Raw genomic sequence first — 17,271 nt, forward strand, 5'->3', positions numbered from 1 at the left:
GTAAATATGAAAGAGAAAATCGTTTTAGCATATTCCGGAGGATTAGATACAAGCGTTGCAGTACAATGGTTAATTGACAAAGGATACGACGTAGTCGCTTGTTGCTTAGATGTAGGAGAAGGTAAAGATTTAGACCTTGTTCATGACAAAGCATTAAAAATGGGTGCTGTAGAATGTCACATCATTGATGCAACAAAAGAATTTAGTGATGATTATGTTAGCTATGCTATTAAAGGGAATTTAATGTATGAAAATGCATATCCATTAGTATCTGCATTATCTCGTCCCCTAATCTCTAAAAAGTTAGTTGAAATTGCTGAAAAAACAAATTCAGTAGGTATTGCTCACGGATGTACAGGTAAAGGTAATGACCAAGTACGTTTCGAAGTTGCTATTAAAGCACTTAATCCTAACTTAAAAGCATTTGCACCAGTAAGAGAATGGGCATGGAGTCGTGAAGAAGAAATTGATTATGCTATCAAACATAATATTCCAGTTTCTATTAACTATGATTCACCTTATTCCATCGATCAAAATTTATGGGGTAGAGCTAACGAATGCGGTATTTTAGAAGATCCATATGCTGCTCCCCCTGAAGATGCCTTCGATTTAACTAATGCACTAGAAGATACACCTGATGAAGCTGATGAAATTATCCTTTCATTTAAAAATGGTGTACCTGTTCAAGTCGATGGTAAAGATTATAATTTAGATGACTTAATCCTTTATTTAAATCAATTAGCTGGTAAACATGGTATTGGTAGAATTGACCATGTTGAAAACAGATTAGTAGGTATTAAATCAAGAGAAATCTATGAAACACCAGGTGCGGAAGTTATCTTAAAAGCACATAAAGCATTAGAAACAATTACCCTAACTAAAGACGTGGCACACTTCAAACCAGTCATTGAAAAGCAATTTTCTGAACAAGTGTACAATGGTCTATGGTTCTCTCCATTGACTGATAGTCTTAAACAATTTATTGACAGTACACAACAATATGTTGAAGGTGACGTGAGAGTTAAATTATTCAAAGGCAATGCGATTGTAAATGGAAGAAAATCACCATATACACTATATGATGAAAAACTTGCGACTTACACTAAAGAAGATGCCTTTAATCAAGAAGCTGCAGTAGGATTTATCGATATTTATGGTTTACCAACACAAGTCAATGCTATGTTACATGGAGGCTATAGTAATGAGTAATAAAGCTTGGGGAGGCAGATTTGAAGCACAACCAGAAGAATGGGTTGATGAATTTAATGCTTCAATTGATTTCGACCAAAATCTAATCGATCAAGATGTACAAGGCAGTATAGCACATGCTACAATGCTCGCTAATCAAAATATTATCAGTCAAGATGAAGCCCGTACAATTATCGAAGGGCTAAAAGCAATTCAAAAAGACGTACATCAAAATAAAATAGCATTCAAAGCGTCATTAGAAGATATTCATTTAAATATTGAACATGAACTGATTCAACGTGTTGGCGAAGCTGGAGGTAAACTTCACACAGGAAGAAGTAGAAATGACCAAGTAGCTACAGATATGCATTTATATACTAAAGAAGAAGTAAATGGCATTATTGAATTAATTAAATCATTACAACAAACAATACTGTCAATTGCTAACCAACATGTCGATACGATTATGCCTGGTTATACACACTTGCAACGTGCACAACCTATTTCATTTGCACATCACATTATGACTTACTTTTGGATGTTAGAACGTGATAAATCACGTTTCCAAGATAGTATGAAAAGAATCGATATCTCCCCTCTTGGTGCAGCAGCATTAAGTGGGACAACACATCCTATTGATCGTCATGAAACACAAAAATTACTCAATTTTAGTGCAGTTTATGAAAATAGTTTGGACGCAGTAAGTGACCGTGACTATATTGTTGAAACTTTGCATAATATCTCATTAACTATGGTTCATTTATCAAGATTTTCTGAAGAAATTATCTTTTGGTCTACAGATGAAGCTAAATTCATTACTTTATCTGATGCCTTTTCTACAGGCTCTTCCATCATGCCTCAAAAGAAAAATCCAGATATGGCTGAATTGATTAGAGGTAAAGTTGGACGTACCACAGGACATTTAATGAGTATGTTAGTAACACTCAAAGGGTTGCCATTAGCTTATAATAAGGATATGCAAGAAGATAAAGAAGGCTTATTTGATGCGATTCATACCATTAAAGGTTCATTAAAAATATTTGAAGGTATGCTAGATACTATGACGGTAAATACCAATCGTTTAAATGAAACAGTTACTAAAGATTTTTCAAATGCTACTGAATTAGCGGATTATCTAGTAAGTAAGAACGTTCCATTTAGAACAGCACATGAAATTGTTGGAAAAATCGTCTTAGATTGTATTAATAAGGGTGTTTATTTACTCGATGTACCTTTAGAAGATTATCAATCACATCATGAAAGTATCGAAGCTGATATTTATGACTTTTTAAAACCTGAAAATTGTTTAAAACGTCGTAAGAGTTATGGTTCAACAGGTCAAGATGCAGTTAAACACCAACTATCAGTTGCACAACAATTAATGAATTCATAATATATTTTACAAGGAGAGACAAACTGTCTCTCCTTGTTTTAGTCTCCAATCCTCACATCTTCCAACATAAACATCAAGACAACTGTTTTAAATTATAATTATATTGCCTATCAACTTATAGTATAATAATCAAGTATTCAAAAATTATTAGAAAGGGCAATCTATGTTTAAACATCCTAAAATTACTTTATTATCATTATTTTTGATATTTATGTCTTTCATTAGTCTGTTTATTTATACTCACTTCCAAAACAGCCGTGTTAAATCCGAACAGTTCAATAACAAAACTAGTCAACATTCAAATTGGCATACCAATCCCACACATGAGAAATTTGTAACAATTGCGCATAGAGGCGCGAGTGGTTATGCGCCTGAACATACATTTAATGCCTATGATAAAAGTCATTATGATATAGGCGCCTCATACATTGAAATTGATCTGCAAAGAACGAAAGATGGTCAACTCATAGCGATGCATGATGATTCTGTTGACCGAACAACTAACGGACATGGCAAAGTCAAAGATTTAACACTTGCACAAATTAAAGGTCTTAACGCCGGTGCACGGTTTAATCAATTACATCCTAAAATGGCTAAACCAGAGTATCAAAATGCCAAAGTACCAACCTTAGATGAAATTCTATCAAGATATGGTAAACAAGCTAATTATTATATCGAAACGAAATCACCTAATGTTTACCCAGGAATGGAGGAACAACTTTTACAAACACTTCAAAAGCACGGTTTATTAAATAAGAGCTCATTAAACAATGGTCATATTATGATTCAATCCTTTTCTGAAGATAGTCTGTTAAAAGTGCATCACCAAAATAAGCATATTCCATTAGTTAGATTATTAAAAAAACACCAATTAGAACAATTGACAGATAAAGATTTAAAATATATCCGAAGTTACGCAACATGTATTAGTCCAGAATATACTGATCTAAATGAATCTAACACTGTTTATTTAAAAGATTTAGGTTTTATTATACATCCTTTCACTGTTAATAAAATCTCCGACATGAAACGATTAAATCGTTATGGTATTGACGGAGTCTTCACCAACTATGCAGATAAATATAAACATATATCGCATTAAGCTAATTTCAAACTTCATAGCAAAACTATTAATATTTTTAAAACTTCAACTATGTAAAAAGTTTGTTAATTATTAATATATTTTGAATTGAATATTAAGTCTTTGAGAGTTATTTAATTATTCAGTAAATTCTATTTCTCATATTTAAAAATATTGCCATGATAGTAGTAACACTCAAATTGAAAGGATGTTATTACTTTGAAATTAAATAAATGGGTATCTGTCGGAGTTGCAACAATCACTTTATCTATGCTAAGTGTCAGTACACCAGCACTTGCAAGCGGAGATGGTCAATCTACTCAAACTTCAGATTCATCTCAAAATCAAACTCAAGCTCAAACACCTAATCATACTAATCAAAGTCATTCACAATGGCAGAAAAATTTAACTGGTGAAGCTCACACGACTATTGCTCATAGAGGAGCGAGTGGTTATGCGCCTGAACATACATTTAATGCCTATGATAAAAGTCATAATGAATTAGGTGCATCATACATAGAAATTGATTTACAAAGAACGAAAGATGGTCACCTCGTTGCTATGCACGATGAAACCGTTAATCGTACTACTAATGGTCATGGACGAGTAGAAGATTATACCTTAGCAGAATTAAAGAAACTCGATGCCGGTAGTTGGTTTAATAAGCAACATCCAGACCTAGCTCAATCTGAATATAACAATGCAAAGGTCCCTACTTTGGATGAGATCTTAAGTCGTTACGGTAAAAATGCTAATTATTATATCGAAACAAAATCTCCTGATGTTTATCCAGGTATGGAAAATCAATTAATTCAAAGTTTAAACAAACACGGTATGTTGACAAATCAATCACTCAAAAATGGTCATGTCATTGTTCAATCCTTTTCTGAACCTAGTTTACAAAAAATGAAACAATTAAATCCTAATATTCCTTTAATCCGTTTATTAGATAAAGGCGAGTTGCCATTCCAAAGTGAATCAGACTTAAAACGTATTAAGTCTTATGCAGTTGGTGTAGGTCCTGAATATACAGATTTAAATGAAAAAAATACTAAGCATTTAAAAGATTTAGGATTCCTTATACATCCATTTACTGTTAATGAAGAAGCAGATATGCAACGTTTAAATAACTATGGTGTTGATGGTGTATTCACTAACTACGCAGATAAGTACAAAAATTTAAACCAAAAATAGCAATAATTATAAATCATTGTGTATACTAACGATAGATTTATATTTAATTTAAGGATTGTGAAAAAAAATGGCAACATCCGAAGATACACTCAATCGTTTTATGAAATACATTGACGATGACCATATTACGACTCGTAAAATGATGGGAGAATATATCATTTACTTTGATAAAACTGTGGTTGGTGGCTTATACGACAATCGTCTATTGATTAAATCTACACCTTCCTCATCAGAAATATTGAAAGATTGTAAAGTGATTTCTCCTTATCCCAATGCCAAGCAAATGATTCACTATCCAAATATTGAAGATAGTGAAACTATATTAAAAGTCGTAAAGCAAGTAAAAAATGATTTAAATTAAACGACAAAAAACATTCACTCAATAATTATTGAGTGAATGTTTTTCTTATATATATAAATGGGTTTAACCAATATTTATAAAGGTTATTATGCCCATCCACGATATCTAGCTGCTTCTGCTGTACGTTTAATACCAACAATATATGCTGCTAAACGCATATCGATTTTTCTGTTTTGTGATAATTCATAAATAGTATCAAAAGCAGTAATTAATTTTTCGCGTAGTTTTTCATTAACTTCTTCTTCAGTCCAGTAATAACCTTGATTGTTTTGAACCCATTCGAAGTATGATACTGTTACGCCTCCTGCACTAGCTAAAACATCGGGTACTAATAAGATGCCACGTTCAGTTAAAATACGTGTTGCTTCTGGTGTAGTTGGTCCGTTTGCAGCTTCTACCACAATACTTGCTTTGATATCATTAGCATTTTCTTCAGTAATTTGGTTTGAAATCGCCGCTGGAACTAAGATATCACAGTCTAATTCAAATAATTCTTTATTTGAGATTGTCTCTTCGAATAAGTTTGTTACAGTACCAAAGCTATCTCTTCTATCTAATAAATAGTCAATATCTAAACCATTAGGGTCATGTAAAGCACCGTAAGCATCTGAAATACCAACTACTTTAGCACCTAAATCATATAAGAATTTAGCTAAGAAACTACCTGCGTTACCAAATCCTTGGATAACAACTTTAGCATCTTTAAGATCCATGCCTTTACGTTTAGCTGCTTGTTCAATTGCAATAACAACACCTAGTGCAGTTGAACGGTCACGTCCTTGTGATCCACCAAGTACAATTGGTTTACCAGTGATAAATCCTGGAGAATTGAATTTATCTAATGCACTGTATTCATCCATCATCCAAGCCATGATTTGTGAGTTAGTAAATACGTCTGGTGCTGGAATATCTTTGTTAGGTCCTACGAATTGTGAAATCGCTCTAACATATCCACGAGATAAACGTTCTACTTCATGGATACTCATTTGACGAGGGTCACAAACGATACCACCTTTACCACCACCGTATGGTAAATTGACAATGCCGCATTTTAATGTCATCCACATTGATAATGCTTTAACTTCTTCTTCGTCAACATCTGGGTGGAAACGCACGCCCCCTTTTGTTGGACCTACTGCATCATTATGCTGTGCACGATAGCCAGTGAATGTTTGAACTGTACCATCATCCATACGCACTGGAATACGTACTTGTAAAAATCTTAGTGGTTCTTTGATTAGGTCGTACATACCATCATCAAAGCCCAATTTATGCAAAGCTTCTTTAATAATTCCTTGAGTAGAAGTCACTAAATTATTATTCTCAGTCATGATCCTTTTCGCCTCTTTTTAACTAATGATTTCGCTTTCATTTATTATTGTAACACAACTTTATCCTTTTTAAAGGGGTTGCAAAATGATTGTTACAACTTTTTGAACTTATTTAAATACTTGTTTAATTTTTTCAATTGCAAGGTCTAATTCTTCTTTAGTAATGACTAGTGGTGGTGCGAATCGAATTACTGTATCATGTGTTTCTTTACATAATAAACCTAATTCTTTTAATGATTCACAGTATGGTCTTGCATTTTCAGTCAATTCAATTCCGATGAATAAGCCACGACCACGTACTTCTTTAATAGAAGGATGTTCAATTTTTTGTAATTCAGATTTGAAGTATTCACCTAATTCTAATGAACGACCAGGTAAGTCTTCATCTACAATAACATCTAGAGCAGCTAATGATACTGCACAAGCTAATGGATTACCGCCAAATGTAGAACCATGTGAACCCGGTGTAAATACATCTAAAACTTCTTTATCAGCTAAGACAACTGAAATTGGCAGTACGCCACCGCCAAGTGCTTTACCTAAAATGTATACATCTGGTTTAACATTATCCCAATCAGTCGCGAATAACTTACCTGAACGGCCTAACCCTGCTTGTATTTCATCAGCTATAAATAAAATATTATGTTCATCACATAATTCTCTAATTGCTTTCAAATAACCTTCTGGTGGCACATTAATACCAGCCTCACCTTGAATGGGTTCCACTAAGATAGCTGCAGTATTATCAGTAATGGCTGCTTTTAATTTTTCTACATCACCAAAATCAATTTTACGGAAACCATCTAATAATGGACCGTATCCTCTTTGATATTCGGCTTCAGATGATAATGACACTGGCGCCATTGTACGACCATGGAAGTTACCATTGAAAGCAATGATTTCTGCTTTATTCGGTTCGATACCTTTCACATCATAAGCCCAACGACGTGCTGCTTTTAATGCTGTTTCAACAGCTTCTGCACCAGTATTCATTGGTAATGCTTTATCTTTTCCAGATAATTCACAAATCTTCTTGTACCATTCACCTAAATTATCGCTATGGAAAGCACGTGATACTAAAGTTACTTTTTCTGCTTGTTCTTTAAGTGCTTGAATAATTTTAGGATGTCTATGGCCTTGGTTTACTGCTGAATATGCAGATAACATATCCATGTATTTATTACCTTCCGGATCAGTCACCCATACACCTTTTGCTTCTGCAATGACAATTGGAAGCGGTACATAGTTATGTGCTCCATAGTGATTTGTTAATTCAATAATTTGTTCTGACTTAGTCATAATATCTCCCCTTTGTTGAATAAATACTAAAGCTAGTTACCAATATCATAACTGATTTCTAGTGGCTCTCAAACAAATTACATTAATATATTTCTAAATTTTCTAATTTTATTAAAATTGCAATTTTTCTATCTCTTATTACAACACCTATTACTTAAAATTCTATGTTTTGAAAGCCCTTACAAATATAATGACACATGCCCACTATGTTGTACAAGTAAAAGTTTAAAAATTCGTCATAATATATCTTTTGGTACTTCAAAAACCTTATAATGACAGCCATTATTAATTTTAAAATTCATCAAAAATTCTATAAAAGCCTATGTAAAAAGCTAGAAAATAATCATCGGTAACTGATATTTTCTAGCTTTAATTATATTATTGATCTTTTCTAGGTAAAGGATAAAAACCATTATTAAATTGTTGCCATAATTTAGGCGGTAAATCATGATTATCTTCACGTTCTGGATCAAAATAACTTATAATTTCAGATTCTCTACCTTCTTTTATCTTACCGACAAAATCATAATCTAGTAGTATCTCGCGCCCTAAAGCCACTAATTCTACGCCAACATCTTCAACTGCATTTAATGCATCATCTGCAGTAAATACTGAGCCTATACCGATTAATGGCATACGCCCGTTAATCCATTTATGAATCAGTTCTAATCTATTTTGTCCTTCATACTGTCCTTCACGTGTTTTAGAATAAATATCCATAATTGATACATGAATATAATCTATATCTTTTTTAGTAATTGCATTAACCAATTCTTCAGTTATATCCATCGTAATACCTGGAGATTCCGCTTCTTCTGGAGATAAACGATATCCAACAATGAAATCATCAGATGCAAATTCTTTTTTCGCTTTAAGTACTTCATCAATGACTGCCATTGGGAATTTCAAATTCTCAGCCCATACATCGTTTCTTCTATTATAATATGGTGAAACAAATTGATGGATTAAATAATGGTTAGCACCATGAATTTCAACACCATCAAACCCTGCTTCTATAACGCGTCGTGTTGCCTCACCGAAATCTTTAATCGTTTGTTCAATTTCTTCTGACGTCATTTCTCTTGCATCATGTTCTTGTTTTTGACCGAAACTTTTTAATGAAATGGGACTTGGAGCAGCTACATCACCATTGGGAGTCAATTCAGGTAATGCTTGAGCCCCACCATGATGAATTTGAACTAGTGCTTTGGCACCATTTTTCTTCATTGATTGTGCAAGTTTTTTAAGTCCTTCCATGTCTGAATCATGCGCTACAGATGGCTGTCCAGGAAATGCCTTACCAAGATCGCTCACATTACTTGCTGCATTAATCGCTAATCCAACATCTTTCGCACGTTTTTCTATATATGTTAATTCGACATCTGAAATTGTGCCATCATCATTAGATGAAATGTGTGTTAAAGGTGCTAAAACAAACCTATTTTTTAATTCAACGCCGTTTGGCAATGTCACACTGTCAAATAATGAATTATATTTGTTATTCATAACTCTACCTCCAGATTAATAATAATGGAGACTATAACACGAAAAAATCTTATGCTCTATTAATTTGCTTATACATGTTTTTAAATGAATGATGATTAAACTTATTAATATGTTTTCTATAAGATGTATATTTGTTAAATTTTATCAAAATAAAAACGATAATATCCATCACAAAATAGATACTATCGTTTTAAATCATCCCTATATTCTTTGTATAAATATAACGAATATAATTACGTCACTTTATTCTTGACGTATAGTACGTTTAGACCGTTTGATCCAGACCGGCAAGCGTTCTTCAAGTGTTTGAAACCCATACTTTTCTGTTTCTTTTATTTCATCTAGCACCGACTGTTTTTCTTTCTTACGTTCATAATTTTTAAAGTAATCATTATCTTTTAAAGACAAGTTGAGTTTACCTTCTTCATCAATCGATAAAATCTTAGCTTTTACCACTTGTCCTTCAGATAGAAATTTCTTCAAGTTATGGACATAATCATCCATGATTTCAGAAATATGGATAAGTCCTTCAGTATGGTCAGGGGCCTCAACAAATGCGCCATACGGTTGAATACCAGTCACACGTACCTTAATATGTTGACCTTCTTTGTAGTGATTATTCAACTTGATAACCCCTTATTTCGTTTTTCTTAACACTATTATCATAGCATAAAATAAATTAATGGACTAACTATAACGTTGAATTTTTTGAATTATTTTGAAATAGACTCTCTGAAACAATTTTCATCCTTATGATGATTATAATAAATTTTTGATAAACTGTTGCACACTTCTATGATGTCAAACATACAAAAACTTCACAATTAAAGTGTGATTTTACTTTAACGTGAAGTTTCTAATCTAGTTTTAATTGAAATTATCATAATTACATTTGACGAATCGTGAAATGCTAACAGTCACCTTATTCGGTAACATCAATAGATTCGATTACTACATCATGTACAGGTTTATCTTGAGGTCCAACTTTCGTATTTGCAATGTCTTCTAATGTTGTTTCACCTTCAACAATTTGACCAAATACAGTATGTTTTTGATCTAACCAAGGCGTACCTCCGTTTTCGCCATATGCTTTGACGATTGGTTCTGGCCAACCACCATCAGCTAATTGACTTAGCATATTTTGTGGTACTTCTTTCATTTGAACAATAAAAAATTGTGAACCGTTTGTATTTGGACCAGCATTAGCCATAGATAGTGCACCGTATAAATTAAATGCTTCTAATGAAAATTCATCTTCGAATGCACCACCATAAATACTTTCACCACCCATACCAGTTGCAGTTGGATCGCCACCTTGCACCATAAAGTCATTGATGACGCGGTGGAAAGTTACACCATCATAGTAACCATTTTTAGCATGTGTAACAAAGTTTTCAACTGTTTTAGGTGCAATGTTAGGGAATAACTTAAATGTCATGTCACCTTTATTTGTATGTATTACAACTTTAATTTCATCTTCTTGTATCTCTTTATTTAACTGCGGATAGTTCGTCATTAAAATTCTCCATTCATGTTATGATATACGTATATATTAACACATTTGAAAGGAAGTAATATAGCATGTTATATCGATTTTCTCATAAGACTGGAAGCTACGGTGTATCAATTAAAGAAGATAACGGTGACGACGTTTTAGTTCAAGTAGAACAAGTGATCAAACACCCTAAACAAGGAGATTTACACAATCCTAATGAATCGACAGGTGTATTTTTCCATGAACGCAAAGCATTAAGCCATTATGAAAAACGATACGCTAAGCGTTCACAATTACGTGATTTTAATGTCGAAAAAATGTCATATGAAGATTCTCTTCAACAAGCCATCACAAATTTAGAGGCGCAATTAAAAGAAAAAAATGACGCACATGCAACTCGTTCATTACAAAATTTAGACCAGCTTAAAGATGATTATTCTATTCAATATAAACAAAAATTTCATTAAAAAATGACGTGTTTCTTCTTATTTAACAGTAATAGAAATTCACTGATTTCAAGCGTTCAGACGTTTTCAGAATGATATGATTCATGTATAATGAATATCATAAACATTTTTAAAGGAGGACAATTTAATGAGTTTGTTACATATTGCGGTACTATTACCGTTAATATTTGCACTCATTATTCCAATCCTATATCGCTTCTTCAAAAGAATTCACATAGGTTGGTTTGTATTACCTGTCCCCGTCGTCTTATTTATATATTTCTTATCTTTTATTACGACTACTATGTCAGGTAATACCGTAATGAAAACTTTTAAGTGGATGCCACATATCGGTATGAATTTTAACCTTTATGTTGATGGTTTAGGGTTGTTATTCAGTTTACTGATTACTGGTGTCGGCAGTTTAGTTGTCTTATACTCCATTGGTTATTTAAACCAATCAGAACAATTAGGGAATTTTTACTGTTATTTATTACTTTTCATGGGTGCAATGTTAGGCGTTGTTCTTTCAGATAATCTTATTATCTTATATTTATTCTGGGAGTTAACTTCGTTTTCAAGTTTTTTACTTATCTCATTTTGGAGAGAGAAACAGGCTTCCCTTTATGGGGCTCAAAAGTCGTTAATCATCACAGTTTTTGGAGGACTTAGCCTTTTAGGAGGTATCATTTTACTTTCTGTTGCATCAGATTCATTTAGTTTACATTATATTATTCAACATGTAGCAGAAATACAAAACAGTCCGTTCTTTATCCTAGCTATGATATTCATTTTAATTGGTGCTTTTACTAAATCAGCTCAAGTACCTTTTTACATATGGTTACCGGATGCAATGGAAGCACCAACGCCTGTTAGTGCTTATTTACATTCAGCAACAATGGTTAAAGCTGGTTTATATTTAATAGCAAGAATGACACCCATTTTTGCCGTATCACAAGGTTGGATTTGGACAGTGACATTAGTTGGGCTAATCACTTTATTTTGGGCCTCTTTAAACGCTACAAAACAACAAGATTTAAAAGGCATACTAGCCTTTTCAACTGTGTCACAACTTGGAATGATTATGTCTATGTTAGGTATGGGCGCAGTTAGCTATCATTTTGAAGGTCAAGATAGTCAACTTTATGTTGCCGCCTTTACTGCAGCTGCGTTTCACTTAATTAATCATGCCACGTTTAAAGGTGCGTTATTCATGATTACTGGTGCTGTTGACCATAGTACCGGAACACGTGATATTAAGAAATTAGGTGGTTTATTAACTATTATGCCTATATCGTTCACAATCACCGTTATTACTTCATTAAGTATGGCAGGCGTACCACCTTTTAATGGCTTTCTATCTAAAGAGAAATTCTTAGAAGCAGTCATTGAGTTAACACACGCACATGTGATGAGTCTTAATACATTAGGCGTCATCTTCCCAATACTTGCAATTGTCGGAAGTATTTTTACATTTGTCTATTCAATTAAATTTATAATGCATATATTCTTTGGAGAATATAAACCTAATCAATTACCACAACAAGCTCATGAAGCTTCTATATTAATGCTTATTTCACCATCAATATTAGCTATATTAGTTATTATTTTGGGTTTATTCCCAGGAATATTGACACAATCTATTATTGAACCAGCGACAACATCAATGAGTCAAACGACTCAAGTAAATGCCGAGTTCCATTTATTCCACGGTATAACACCTGCATTTATGACTACAATTGGTATCTATATCGTCGGTATTATACTCATCATAACGTTTGCTTATTGGATTAAATTATTACAGTCACAACCTAATCAACTGACACTTAATTATTGGTACGATCGTACTGGTAAAATAATGCCAACGTATTCTAAAAATATGACAAATAGCTATGTAACTGAATCTTCTCGAAATAATCTTGTGATTATCTTTGGTTTATTAATTTTATTAACTACAGTTATTTTATTAAGCGTGCCATTCACAATTAATTTTAAAGATGTCAGTCACATTAGAATATTTGAAGTAGGTATTATTGTATTGCTTGTCATTGCCTCGTTCTTAATTATCTTTGCTAAATCTCGTTTATTTAGCATTATTATGTTAAGTGCTGTCGGTTATTCTGTTTCAGTGTTGTTTATATTCTTTAAGGCACCTGACCTAGCGTTAACACAATTTGTCGTAGAATCAATTTCTACCGCGTTATTTTTACTATGTTTCTATTTCTTGCCTAACCTTAACCGTTACAACGAAACACGATCATTTAAAGTTACAAATGCTTTAATTTCTGCTGGAGTTGGTCTTGTTGTTACAATCTTAGGGCTAATTGCGTATGGTAATAGACATTTCGAATCAATCACTCACTATTATCAAAATCATGTTTACGATCTTGCTTCAGGTAAAAACATGGTTAATGTTATTTTAGTGGATTTCCGTGGCATGGATACTTTATTCGAATCATCAGTATTAGGTATCGCAGGTTTAGGTATTTATACAATGATTAAATTACGTATGAAACATCAACATCGTTCAGAAACAAGTGAGGTGAAACGTCATGAACAGACAGAAAAATGATTTGATGTTCCAATATACAGCAGTCATCATTTTCTTCATGGTTATGATGTTCGGTTTTTCACTATTTCTAGCAGGTCACTATACACCAGGTGGCGGTTTCGTTGGAGGTTTATTATTCTCAAGCGCCTTGGTTGTGATTGCTATTGCTTTTGATATCAAGACAATGAGACGTATTTTTCCAATAGATTTTAAAATATTAATTGGTATCGGATTATTATTTTGCGTTGGTACTCCAATGGCAAGTTGGTTTATGTCCAACAACTTTTTTACACATGTCACATTTGACATACCTATTCCAATGCTAGCGCCCATGCATATGACTACCGCTGTATTCTTTGATTTCGGTGTCTTATGTGCCGTAGTTGGAACTGTAATGACTATTATTTTATCGATTGGAGAGAACGAATAGTGGAAATTATAATGATATTTGTTAGTGGTATCCTCACAGCAATCAGCGTCTATCTCGTTTTGTCTAAGAGTTTGATACGAATCATTATGGGGACGACACTACTAACACACGCAGCAAATTTATTTCTAATAACTATGGGCGGATTAAAACATGGCAAAGCACCTATTTATGAAAAAGGTACGCAAAGCTATGTTGATCCAATTCCACAAGCACTGATATTAACAGCCATCGTTATCGCTTTTGCTACTACTGCTTTCTTTTTAGTTTTAGCATTTAGAACTTATAAAGAACTTGGTACAGATAACGTTGAAAGTATGAAAGGAGTTCCAGAAGATGTCAGAGAGTAATATGTTAGCTCTAACTTTAGTTGTACCAATTCTGACGGCAATATTACTCGTCTTCATTGGAAAAAGACCGCATATCAAACGTTATGTCGCATTAGCAGGTACAATGATTACATTAATTATTGCAATACTTAATTTAAAAAATGTCTTACAAGACGGACCTATTAAATTAGAATTAGGTTCATGGAAAGCACCATATAGTATCGTTTTTGTATTAGATATTTTTAGTGCCCTATTGATTATTACGAGTATTATCATTACCGCACTCATTATTTTATATTCATATCAATCTATTGGTGTTGAAAGAGAAACGTTTTATTATTATTTTTCTATTATGTTTATGCTTATTGGTATCATCGGTGCATTTACAACAGGTGATATTTTTAACTTATTCGTATTCTTTGAAGTATTCTTAATGTCATCCTACTGTTTATTAGTTATTGGTACGACAAAGATTCAATTACAAGAAACGATTAAGTATATTCTAGTCAATGTTGTATCGTCATCATTCTTTGTTATGGGTGTAGCAATACTATACTCTGTAGTAGGCACATTAAATTTAGCGCATATTAGTCAACGTTTAAATGATTTATCAACACATGAAAGTGGCTTAGTAAACATTGTATTTATATTATTTATATTTGTCTTTGCTACAAAAGCTGGTGTCTTCCCTATGTATGTTTGGTTACCAGGCGCATACTATGCTCCACCTTTCGCTATTATTGCATTCTTCGGTGCGTTATTAACGAAAGTCGGTGTTTATGCAATTGCTAGAACTTTAAGCTTATTCTTTAACAATACAGTAAGTTTTTCTCACTATGTCATTTTATTCCTAGCTATTATGACGATTATATTTGGTTGTGTAGGCGCAATAGCATACTACGATACGAAGAAAATCATTCTATACAATATTATGATTGCTGTTGGCGTTATTTTAGTTGGCGTAGCTATGATGAATGAAGCAGGTATGATAGGTGCTATTTATTACACTATTCATGATATGTTGGTAAAAGCATCACTATTCTTACTCATTGGAGTCATGTATAAAATCACTAAAACTACTGATTTACGTCAGTTTGGTGGTTTAATTAAACAATATCCAGTACTAGGTTGGACCTTTTTCATTGCTGCTTTAAGTCTTGCCGGAATTCCACCTTTAAGTGGTTTTTATGGAAAGCTATATATTGTACAAGCTACATTTGAAAAAGGCTTTTACATCACTGGTATCGTTGTCTTATTATCAAGTTTAGTTGTCTTATATTCAGTCATAAGAATTTTCTTAAAAGGATTTTTCGGAGAACCGAAAGGGTATGACATCACAACTAAAGCAAATACGTTTGGTATGACTACCGTATCTATTGTAGCTGTGATTATTACTGTGATATTCGGTTTATCAGCAGATGTGTTATACCCTATCATTAAAGAAGGCGCAACAACATTCTACGATCCAACTGTTTATATCAATAGCGTATTGGGGGGTAAATCATAATGGCAGTCCAAATTGTTATCAATTTATTAGTCTCAATCATTTGGTTACTAATTTCTGATAGTTATACACTTAACAATTTCGTATTAGGCTATCTATTTGGTCTCATTTTAGTTTACCTACTCCACCGTGTGATGCCTGGTAAGTTTTATCTAGTACGTATTTATAGAATGATTAAATTAGTTTTCATTTTCTTATTAGAATTGATTAAGGCAAATTTAGATGTGTTGAAAATTATTTTAAAACCACATATTTCAAATAAACCTGGATTTTTTGTCTATCACACAGATTTGAAAACGGATTGGCAAATAGTACTACTTTCTAATCTCATTACACTAACACCAGGTACTGTCGTACTTGGCATTAGCGATGACCGTACGAAAATTTATATCCATGCCATTGACTTTAGTACTACTGAAGAAGAAACAGAAGGTATCAAATCTTCATTAGAAAAAGTAGTTAGAGAGGTGGGCGAACAATAATGATTACCAAAACATTAATAATTATTGCATTAGTCATTGTCGTATTATCGATGCTAGCAATGTTAGTTAGAGTTATTTTAGGCCCCTCTCTAGCCGACAGAGTGGTTGCCTTAGATGCAATGGGACTACAGTTGATGGCAGTCATTGCTCTTTTTAGTATTTTAATGGATATCAAATATATGATTGTGGTTATCCTACTAGTTGGTATTTTAGCCTTTTTAGGTACTGCTGTATTTTCAAAATTCATGGATAAAGGTAAGGTGATTGAACATGATCGAAACCATCATCATTAGTATTTCAATTATCTTAATTATGATTGGTGCACTCATTAGTGCAGTAGCAGCTATTGGATTATTGAGACTTGAAGATGTTTATTCACGTGCACATGCCGCAGGAAAAGCATCTACTTTAGGTGCAATGAGTTTGTTATTTGGGGCCTTTTTATACTTTATTGTCAAAGATGGTTATACAAATATGCAGTTGATTATAGGTATTATCTTTGTTCTTATCACTGGTCCACTTTCAAGTCATATGATTATGAAAGCAGCCTACAATATTAAAACACCGTACAGTAAAAATACTAAACTAGATGAAATCAAAGACGATTTAAAAGATAAAAAATTATAGAAACAAAAAGCCAACCGAGATGTTATGCATCAACCGGTTGGCTTTTTTATTAGTAAT

18 protein-coding genes are annotated in these 17,271 nt (G+C 33.0%); 13 read left to right on the plus strand and 5 right to left on the minus strand.

Going from position 1 to position 17,271, the window contains the following annotated elements:
• Positions 1 to 6 precede the first annotated feature (6 nt).
• The 5 genes from EL082_RS08980 (at position 7) to EL082_RS09000 (ending at position 5,217) form a co-directional block, all read left to right on the plus strand.
• Positions 7 to 1,209, plus strand: coding sequence for an argininosuccinate synthase (locus EL082_RS08980; protein WP_002465521.1), 1,203 nt, complete (start codon positions 7 to 9; stop codon positions 1,207 to 1,209).
• Complete coding sequence (argH, locus tag EL082_RS08985) at positions 1,202 to 2,581, plus strand: argininosuccinate lyase (protein WP_049415355.1); 1,380 nt, start codon at positions 1,202 to 1,204, stop codon at positions 2,579 to 2,581. The genes EL082_RS08980 and argH overlap by 8 nt, the downstream gene beginning before the upstream one ends.
• 163 nt (positions 2,582 to 2,744) lie before the next feature.
• Positions 2,745 to 3,683 carry a glycerophosphodiester phosphodiesterase gene (locus tag EL082_RS08990; protein WP_019235844.1) on the plus strand — a complete coding sequence of 313 codons (939 nt, stop codon included), beginning with the start codon at positions 2,745 to 2,747 and terminating at the stop codon, positions 3,681 to 3,683.
• A gap of 249 nt (positions 3,684 to 3,932) precedes the next feature.
• The gene (locus EL082_RS08995) at positions 3,933 to 4,856 is read left to right on the plus strand and encodes a glycerophosphodiester phosphodiesterase (protein WP_171001919.1); all 924 of its coding nucleotides are present in this window, start codon (positions 3,933 to 3,935) and stop codon (positions 4,854 to 4,856) included.
• 67 nt (positions 4,857 to 4,923) lie between these two features.
• Positions 4,924 to 5,217 (plus strand): TfoX/Sxy family protein, encoded by a 294-nt coding sequence (locus EL082_RS09000; protein WP_002467131.1) that lies wholly within the window; start codon positions 4,924 to 4,926, stop codon positions 5,215 to 5,217.
• Between the two features lie 86 nt (positions 5,218 to 5,303).
• On the opposite strand, the gene EL082_RS09005 is transcribed toward EL082_RS09000, so the two are convergent.
• The 5 genes from EL082_RS09005 to EL082_RS09025 form a co-directional block, all read right to left on the minus strand.
• Positions 5,304 to 6,548, minus strand: a complete 1,245-nt coding sequence (locus tag EL082_RS09005) for a Glu/Leu/Phe/Val family dehydrogenase (protein ID WP_002450804.1) — start codon at positions 6,546 to 6,548, stop codon at positions 5,304 to 5,306.
• A 108-nt stretch (positions 6,549 to 6,656) separates the two neighbouring features.
• Positions 6,657 to 7,847, minus strand: coding sequence for an ornithine--oxo-acid transaminase (locus tag EL082_RS09010; protein ID WP_015365230.1), 1,191 nt, complete (start codon positions 7,845 to 7,847; stop codon positions 6,657 to 6,659).
• Positions 7,848 to 8,225: 378 nt separating this feature from the next.
• Positions 8,226 to 9,353, minus strand: a complete 1,128-nt coding sequence (locus EL082_RS09015) for an NADH-dependent flavin oxidoreductase (RefSeq protein WP_015365231.1) — start codon at positions 9,351 to 9,353, stop codon at positions 8,226 to 8,228.
• A 243-nt stretch (positions 9,354 to 9,596) separates the two neighbouring features.
• Entirely contained in the window at positions 9,597 to 9,977 is a 381-nt protein-coding gene (gene ygs / locus EL082_RS09020) for a S1 domain-containing post-transcriptional regulator Ygs (protein ID WP_015365232.1), read from the minus strand.
• 298 nt (positions 9,978 to 10,275) lie between these two features.
• Complete coding sequence (locus EL082_RS09025) at positions 10,276 to 10,869, minus strand: peptidylprolyl isomerase (protein WP_049415349.1); 594 nt, start codon at positions 10,867 to 10,869, stop codon at positions 10,276 to 10,278.
• Positions 10,870 to 10,934: 65 nt separating this feature from the next.
• Here EL082_RS09025 and kapB point away from each other — a divergent pair, with 65 nt between their 5' ends.
• The 8 genes from kapB to mnhG1 all read left to right on the plus strand — a co-directional run bounded on the left by kapB (position 10,935) and on the right by mnhG1 (position 17,214).
• Complete coding sequence (gene kapB, locus EL082_RS09030; RefSeq protein WP_002467262.1) at positions 10,935 to 11,315, plus strand: sporulation phosphorelay system protein KapB; 381 nt, start codon at positions 10,935 to 10,937, stop codon at positions 11,313 to 11,315.
• A gap of 127 nt (positions 11,316 to 11,442) precedes the next feature.
• Positions 11,443 to 13,866, plus strand: coding sequence for a Na+/H+ antiporter subunit A (locus tag EL082_RS09035; RefSeq protein WP_002467257.1), 2,424 nt, complete (start codon positions 11,443 to 11,445; stop codon positions 13,864 to 13,866).
• A complete protein-coding gene (mnhB1, locus tag EL082_RS09040; RefSeq protein ID WP_002467267.1) occupies positions 13,847 to 14,275 on the plus strand; it encodes a Na+/H+ antiporter Mnh1 subunit B in 429 nt (142 codons plus the stop codon). The genes EL082_RS09035 and mnhB1 overlap by 20 nt, the downstream gene beginning before the upstream one ends.
• Positions 14,275 to 14,622 carry a Na+/H+ antiporter Mnh1 subunit C gene (gene mnhC1 / locus EL082_RS09045; RefSeq protein WP_002450812.1) on the plus strand — a complete coding sequence of 116 codons (348 nt, stop codon included), beginning with the start codon at positions 14,275 to 14,277 and terminating at the stop codon, positions 14,620 to 14,622. Before mnhB1 ends, mnhC1 begins: the two co-directional genes overlap by 1 nt.
• Positions 14,609 to 16,108, plus strand: coding sequence for a Na+/H+ antiporter Mnh1 subunit D (gene mnhD1 / locus EL082_RS09050; protein WP_002467256.1), 1,500 nt, complete (start codon positions 14,609 to 14,611; stop codon positions 16,106 to 16,108). The genes mnhC1 and mnhD1 overlap by 14 nt, the downstream gene beginning before the upstream one ends.
• The gene (gene mnhE1, locus EL082_RS09055) at positions 16,108 to 16,587 is read left to right on the plus strand and encodes a Na+/H+ antiporter Mnh1 subunit E (RefSeq protein WP_002467260.1); all 480 of its coding nucleotides are present in this window, start codon (positions 16,108 to 16,110) and stop codon (positions 16,585 to 16,587) included. Before mnhD1 ends, mnhE1 begins: the two co-directional genes overlap by 1 nt.
• Positions 16,587 to 16,880 carry a Na+/H+ antiporter Mnh1 subunit F gene (gene mnhF1, locus EL082_RS09060; RefSeq protein WP_002450815.1) on the plus strand — a complete coding sequence of 98 codons (294 nt, stop codon included), beginning with the start codon at positions 16,587 to 16,589 and terminating at the stop codon, positions 16,878 to 16,880. The genes mnhE1 and mnhF1 overlap by 1 nt, the downstream gene beginning before the upstream one ends.
• Positions 16,858 to 17,214 carry a Na+/H+ antiporter Mnh1 subunit G gene (mnhG1, locus tag EL082_RS09065; protein WP_002467261.1) on the plus strand — a complete coding sequence of 119 codons (357 nt, stop codon included), beginning with the start codon at positions 16,858 to 16,860 and terminating at the stop codon, positions 17,212 to 17,214. Before mnhF1 ends, mnhG1 begins: the two co-directional genes overlap by 23 nt.
• Positions 17,215 to 17,271: the final 57 nt, after the last annotated feature.

Origin of the sequence: Staphylococcus warneri, from assembly GCF_900636385.1 — a bacterium.
Classification (GTDB): Bacteria; Bacillota; Bacilli; order Staphylococcales; family Staphylococcaceae; genus Staphylococcus; species Staphylococcus warneri.